Raw genomic sequence first — 6,929 nt, forward strand, 5'->3', positions numbered from 1 at the left:
GTCGCGAAAGCTTCGAAGAAGCGAAGAGACGCTGGGACGGATACACGGCATGTCGTCCGGAGCTTTCCTGGCCAAGCAATGCGCAGAACACCGGCATCAGAGGCTTTTGTTCCGGCAGGCATCTGGGAGGCGGAAGAGACGCTGAGACTGAGACGGATACAGGACACAGCAAATTCTACAGAGAGGAGCTTATGGCAAGCAGAAAAGGCACAGAAATCGAAATTAACGAACAGATCAGGGACAGAGAGGTCCGGGTGATCGGCGCGGACGGACAGCAGCTTGGCATCATGTCTTCGCGGGATGCCTTTCGGATCGCAAGAGAGCTGGATCTCGATCTGGTAAAGATCGCCGCGACGGCGGCGCCGCCGGTGGTCAGGATCACGGACTACGGCAAGTATCGTTATGAGATGCTGCGCAAGGAGAAGGAAGCCAGAAGAAACCAGCGCACGACGGAGCTGAAGGAAATTCGCATGACGCCGAACATCGACACGAATGACCTGAATACAAAGCTTGCGGCGGCGAGGAAGTTCCTCGAAAAGGGAAACAAGGTGAAGATCGCTCTCCGCTTCCGCGGAAGGGAGATGTCCAGGATGAATCAGTCCAAATATATCCTGGATGACTTCGGCCAGCAGCTTTCAGACATTGCGGTGCTGGATAAGCCGGCAAAGGTGGAAGGCAGAAATATGGCTGTGGTTCTGAGTCCGAAAAAGTAAGGGACGCCGAACGGCCTGCTCTTAAACGGACAAATGCCGGGAGTCTGCAAAGGCGGCGCTGCCGCGCTGCTGTCCCTTTGCCGCGCCCATACAGGCATGGCGTCCGTTTTGACATCTGATGGGGACTGATAGAGTAAACTTACAGGAGGCAATTATGGCAAAGTTCAAGCTGAAGACAAAAAAGGCAGCTGCGAAGCGCTTTAAGATGACCGCTACGGGAAAGCTTGTTAGAAATAAAGCGAACAAGTCTCATATCCTTACCAAGAAAAGCACCAAGCGCAAGAGAGGACTTCGGAAGGACATCGTGACAGACCAGACGAATGTCAAGACGATGAAGAAGATCCTTCCGTATCTGTAAGCGCTGGGTCGGTAGAAAGAGGAGGAATTTATCATGAGAATCAAGGGCGGTGTAAACGCTAAGAAGAAGCATAACAGGGTACTGAAGCTGGCCAAGGGCTACAGAGGCGCCCGTTCCAAGCAGTACAGAGTGGCGAAGCAGAGCGTCATGAGAGCTCTGACCGAGTCCTACCGCGGCCGGAAGGAGAGGAAGAGGCAGTTCAGACAGCTCTGGATCGCGCGGATCAACGCGGCGGCGAGACTGAATTCTCTGTCCTACAGCAGGCTGATGTATGGTCTGAAGAGCGCCGGCATCGATATGAACCGGAAAATGCTTTCGGAGATCGCGATCGCGGATCCGGAGAGCTTTGCGAAGCTCTGCGAGGAGGCGAAGGGAAAGCTTGCGGACTGAGAAAAGAGGATAGGGATTGATTCTGCGGGGCGGACCCTCCGGGCGCTCCCTTGAAGCCGGACGGGCCGGATGGCGGACCGCTCCGGCTTTTCTTATGAGGACGGAGAATCATGCTTGGCTATACGCATCTTGTATATGGGATCGGGAGTGCGATGCTCTTCGTAAATCCCGGCGATCGGCTGGGCCTTCTGAAGGCCGCCGCCGGAGGGGCCCTCGGCGGGATGATCTGCGATGTCGATACGAAGCCGGGGAGATTCCTCCGGGATACCCTCTACAGCGGAGAGATCGCGCTCGGAGTCGCGGCAGTGAGCATAATCCTGGACTGGAAGATGAAGACGGGGATCTGCCGCTATGTGCTCTCTCACTGGGGGGAGAGCTCTGTGCTCGGCCTTCTCGGCTTTTCGCTCTGCTGCGTCTTCGGCATGCTGACAAAGCACCGGACCTTCAGCCATTCTCTGCTGGCCCTGCTTCTTCTGAGCATCTCTCTGAATGCCTTCTGCGCTCCTATCGTTCTCTCCTTTCAGATCGGCTTCCTCTCCCACCTTGCGCTGGACCTTCTGAATAAAAGAGACGTCTTCCTGCTCTTTCCGATCCCAAAGGGCTTTAAGCTGAATCTCTTTCACTCCGGAAAGCTCGCAAATCATATCCTGCTCCTGCTCGGGACCGCCGGCCTCATTTTCCTTTTCTGGGAGAAAAGCTAGAGGAGAGGGATTTCGCTTTTTGGTCCTTTCGAAGCGGAGAAGTCTTTCGGGGAAGGCACTTTTATGGTATGATTTTCGAGGATAAATTTCAGGAATCCTTTCGGGGAGAGGCGAGCTTTCGCCTTTGATTTTAAGAGAAATTTCAGGAGGCAGAGGATGAATCCGACGAAGATTCGCTGTCCGCACTGCGGGAGCGAGATTTTGATCAGGGGCGCGGGGAAGATAAGCTGTCCGCATTGCCGGGCAGATTTTTTTGTGGAGGAGAGGGCGAAGGATATCCGGATCAATATGACGGTAAATCGCTATGAAGGAGGCGGGAAGCCTGCTTCCTCCCATTTTCTTCTCTATCCTCTGCTCGGTATTCTCGTCCTTCTCTCCCTGCTCGGCAGCAGGGTTTTCCGCCGCAGCCCAAAGGCGGAGCCTTTGAAGGAAAGCTTTCAGGAGAAGGTGGAATCCCCTTTCCTGCGAAGGCTCTGCGCGGAAATCTTTCAAAAGGATCCCGATCTGCTCACGGCAGAAGAATACGGCAGGGTGGAGAAGCTCTGTTTCCTATCTTCTGATGAGATTGATGCGGCAAGTGGGGAGAGTGTCTTCCATATCGATGTCGGACTCTCCGGGGAGGAGGAGCGGGACTATATCATTGTGCTTGACGGAGAGGGTTCCGGTCCGGAGATCCCGATCAGCGATTTTCAGCCCTTCTCCTCTCTTAAGACCCTGAATGTCAATCCGAACTTTGGCCTGAGAATCACGCAGGAAACGGGAGAATACTCGAATTCCCTCAGGAATCTCACAAAGCTTCAGGATTTTACGCTCAGCTCCTGGAGCTACGGAATCACGGACTGGAAGGACTTTTTTGCGAGCCCGAAGGAGCTGAAGGCGCTCCGCGGCGCATCGATCTGGCAGCTGGATGAAATCGTAGACAGCTTTCCGAATCTGGAGACGCTGGAATTCAGCCCGGGGAGCTTCAGCTCCTATCAGTACCAGGAGAAGGCGCCTGATCTGAAAAGGCTTTCGGAGCTTTCCTCTCTTCACCGCCTCTCCACCGACCTTCTGAAGGACAATGATTATCTCCTCTCCATCGCAAATCTTCAGGAGCTCGCTCTCAATGGCGGGGGAGAAAGCGGGGCAGATTACTCGATCCTCTACCATCTCCCGCATCTCAAGGAGCTCATCGTTTATTCCGGGAAGGGATTTAAGGATCTCTCTTTCCTTTCGGCCATGCCGGAGCTTTCGAAGCTTTCCATAGAAGGTTCAGAGCTCCGGGATCTCTCGCCTCTTGCGGGAAATACCGTGCTTCAGGAGCTTTACCTGAGCCGAGACGGAAGCATCGCAGATCTCTCGGTCCTCGGGACTCTCACGGGACTTAAGAGGCTGAGCCTCTACGATACCGGCGGCGGGGAGCCGGATCTCTCCGCTCTTTCTTCTCTGGTGAGGATGGAGATTGACCAATCCTTTCTCCCCTCTGCGGTCTCTGCCCCCGCCCTTTCGGATCTCACGCTTATCGGAGGGGAAGACGGGGATCTGGAGATCCTTTCCGGGAAGACGAGCCTGGAGAAGCTCTGCATCCGGGGAGACGGCTCCGCCGAGGTGTCGCGGGAGCTGTGCGAATCTCTGAGCGGACTGAAGGAGCTCTCCGTGCAGGGAAGCTATATAAGCTTTGAGGGGATTACGCTGGATCACTGGCTCTGTGCACCGGCCCTGCAGAAGCTTGTCGTCTATGGGAGCTATAAAATCTATTGGACGGACGGATTCGTCCCGGACAATTCGACGCTTCGTGAGCTCTCGCTCATCGGGGCCCCCCAGCTCATAGTCCGGGACGCGCAGGGGATGAGGATAGAAGGCGGGGAGACGGAGCTTCAGAGCATCCTCCCGGCGCTCTCCTCCCTTCACGGGTTAAAGAGCCTTCAGATGGTGAAGGAGGGAATCTCCGACCTGGAGCCTCTCCGCGCTCTTTCGGAGCTGGAGACGCTCGATATCAGCGAGAACTATGTGAGAGACCTTCTGCCGCTCCGGGATCTCCCGTCTCTGAAAATGCTGGACGCTTCGGGGAATCCGATCCAGAACCGCTCTGCCCTTTCCGGAGATCTCTATATTCTGTCGTGATTCTTAGAGATATGCGGGGCCGCTTCGAAAGAGAGGATGGGAAGCTATGAAAATCATCGATCTGAAATGCCCGCGCTGCGGCGGGAATCTGAGCTGGGAGGAGGGCGCGGAGAGCGCGCACTGCCCCTACTGCAATGCGAATTTTGCGGTGGAACCGGAGAGGGCCAAGGTCTTCATCCAGGAGACCGTCAATAATTTCGGAGGCCCGGCCCGTCCGGAGCAAGGCCGGGAGCAAAGCCCCATCCTGCGGGGATTCCTGCTCGCTCTTGGCCTCCTGACCGCTGTCCCCCTCGCGGGCTTCCTTCTCGCAGGCCTCATCCTTTTCAGGGAGCCCTCGTCCTCCCCTGCGGAGAGAACTACGGAGGCCGCGCTTCTTAGCAGCATGACCATCGAAAATCAGACGGATCTCTCCGCTCTCCTCGGACAGACCGGCCTTTCGGAGCTCGTCATCCGGGACAGCCCGGAGATCTCTGATTACAGCGCGCTCTCTGCTCTCCCTCACCTTCGGAGTCTTTCGATTTCCGACGCACCGAAGCTTGAGGATGCCTCCTTTCTCCGAAGCCTCAGCGGGCTTGAGGAGCTCAGCCTCATAAATACGGGGATTTCGGATCTCTCTCCGCTCTCCGGAAGACTCTCCCTTATAAGCTTGAGCCTGGAGGGAAACCCCATCTCGGACTACAGCTTTCTGCCGAGTCTTCGCTCTCTTCAGACGCTTAAGCTCCGCGATGTCCCGAGGGAGAAGCTTCCGGATCTGAGCTCTCTCAGCGGCCTTTCAGAGCTTGAGACTGCTGCCTCTAAAGAGGGGGAATAGCGGAAGCCGCTTTTCCGGCAGAGGGAGGATTCGATATTTTCCGGGGGAAGAGCGCATCGCGCGGGAGATTTCAGGAGGAGACGGAGGGGATATGAAGCACTATGACATCATTATCATCGGCGCGGGGCCGGGCGGGATCTATGCGGCCTATGAGCTCGAAAAGCGGAGAAGCGATCTCAGTGTCGCGGTCATGGAGGCCGGGCACAGTCTGGAGAAGCGGCACTGCCCGATCGACGGGGAGAAGATCCCGTCCTGCATCCACTGCAAAAGCTGCTCCATCATGAGCGGCTTTGGCGGGGCAGGCGCTTTTTCCGACGGGAAGTACAATATCACAAACGATTTCGGCGGCACACTCTATGAGTATATCGGCCGGGAGAAGGCCCTTTCCCTCATGCACTATGTGGACGAGATCAATATGTCAAAGGGAGGAGAGGGGAGCCGCATTTTTTCCACCGCGGGCTCGCATTTTAAGAAGATCTGCATGCAGAATCGCCTGAAGCTTCTGGACGCCTCCGTGCGGCACCTGGGGACGGATATCAATTATATTGTCCTTCGGAATCTGTACCGTGATCTTCAGGAGGCGACGGACTTTTATTTTGATACGCCGATCGAGAAGGTCGAGGCCCGGGAGGAGGGAGGATACCGGATCGAGAGTGCGGCGGGGGAGAGCTTCTCCTGTGAGAAATGCATCATCTCCGTGGGGAGGAGCGGGAGCAAGTGGATGGAGAAGGTCTGTCGGGAGCTCGGAATTCCGACGAAGTCAAACCGCGTGGATCTCGGCGTCCGGGTGGAGCTTCCCGCCGTCATCTTCTCGCATCTCACGGACGAGCTCTATGAGAGCAAGATCGTCTACCGCACACAGCTCTTCGAGGATAATGTCCGGACCTTTTGCATGAATCCGTACGGAATCGTCGTAAACGAGAATACCAACGGAATCGTCACGGTCAACGGGCACAGCTATGAGGGGGAGGAGAAGCGTACGGAGAATACCAATTTCGCGCTCCTCGTCTCAAAGCATTTTTCAGAGCCCTTTAAGGACAGCAATGGCTACGGGGAGAGCATCGCCCGCCTCTCCAATATGCTGGGGGGCGGCGTCATCGTGCAGCGCTTCGGGGATCTCGTCCGGGGGAGGAGGAGCACGGTGAAGCGGATCGAGGAGGGGCTCGTCCGCCCGACGCTGAAGGCGACGCCCGGAGACCTGAGCCTGGTGCTTCCGAAGAGGATTCTGGACGGCATCATGGAAATGATCTATGCGCTCGACAAGATCGCTCCCGGAACTGCCAATGAGGATACGCTCCTCTATGGCGTCGAGGTCAAGTTCTACAATATGGAGGTCGCGATCGACTCCCATCTTGAGAGTTGTCATCCCGGACTCTATGTGATCGGAGACGGGAGCGGTGTCACCCACTCCCTTTCCCATGCCTCGGCGAGCGGGATCTTTGTGGCGAGGGATATCGCGGAGAGAGGATAGCGGAGCTCCGCCGGAGGCACATCTCCGCCGTGGATGATAAGGATGGCGATGAAGGGAAGGAGCTCCGGGCGGGCGGAAAGAGCGCGAAGGATTATGCCGGAAGGGCTGCGGCCTCGTTTTGTCGGATGGTGGAGCTTTGTTTGGGTCGAAGCTCCGCCGACTCAGGCCGGGATTTCTCCCCGAATCGTCGGAAAATCCCAAGACCTTTGTGAAAAAAGACGAAACAAAGCCTTACAAAAATGTGACATTTGTGCTTGACGGCAGGAGAGATCTCTGCTATCATATGTACCTGTCGCCGCAAGAATAAAGCCGGATGAAAGAGCTCGGCTCCTGCGGAAGGCAGATCAAAGGACCTTGAAAATCAAAGATCGAATCATACACA

At 56.1% G+C, this 6,929-nt stretch carries 7 protein-coding genes; all 7 read left to right on the forward strand.

Annotation, left to right across the window (positions count from 1 at the left end):
* Positions 1-191: 191 nt before the first annotated feature.
* Positions 192-713: a translation initiation factor IF-3 gene (gene infC / locus HMPREF1986_RS10810; protein ID WP_036600396.1), complete on the forward strand. Its 522-nt coding sequence runs from the start codon at positions 192-194 to the stop codon at positions 711-713.
* A 154-nt stretch (positions 714-867) separates the two neighbouring features.
* Positions 868-1,071: a 50S ribosomal protein L35 gene (gene rpmI, locus HMPREF1986_RS10815; RefSeq protein WP_036600392.1), complete on the forward strand. Its 204-nt coding sequence runs from the start codon at positions 868-870 to the stop codon at positions 1,069-1,071.
* A gap of 30 nt (positions 1,072-1,101) precedes the next feature.
* Positions 1,102-1,461: a 50S ribosomal protein L20 gene (gene rplT, locus HMPREF1986_RS10820; protein ID WP_036600393.1), complete on the forward strand. Its 360-nt coding sequence runs from the start codon at positions 1,102-1,104 to the stop codon at positions 1,459-1,461.
* Positions 1,462-1,571: 110 nt separating this feature from the next.
* Positions 1,572-2,162, forward strand: coding sequence for a metal-dependent hydrolase (locus HMPREF1986_RS12675; protein ID WP_021774897.1), 591 nt, complete (start codon positions 1,572-1,574; stop codon positions 2,160-2,162).
* Positions 2,163-2,318: 156 nt separating this feature from the next.
* On the forward strand, positions 2,319-4,265 hold the full coding sequence (locus HMPREF1986_RS10830) for a leucine-rich repeat domain-containing protein (protein ID WP_021774898.1): 1,947 nt from the start codon (positions 2,319-2,321) through the stop codon (positions 4,263-4,265).
* A gap of 46 nt (positions 4,266-4,311) precedes the next feature.
* Complete coding sequence (locus HMPREF1986_RS10835; protein ID WP_021774899.1) at positions 4,312-5,076, forward strand: leucine Rich repeat-containing domain protein; 765 nt, start codon at positions 4,312-4,314, stop codon at positions 5,074-5,076.
* 91 nt (positions 5,077-5,167) lie between these two features.
* Positions 5,168-6,547, forward strand: coding sequence for an NAD(P)/FAD-dependent oxidoreductase (locus HMPREF1986_RS10840; RefSeq protein WP_021774900.1), 1,380 nt, complete (start codon positions 5,168-5,170; stop codon positions 6,545-6,547).
* The last annotated feature ends 382 nt before the right edge of the window (positions 6,548-6,929 follow it).

The organism is Oribacterium sp. oral taxon 078 str. F0263 (assembly GCF_000469565.1).
In the GTDB taxonomy this organism is placed as follows: domain Bacteria; phylum Bacillota; class Clostridia; order Lachnospirales; family Lachnospiraceae; genus Oribacterium.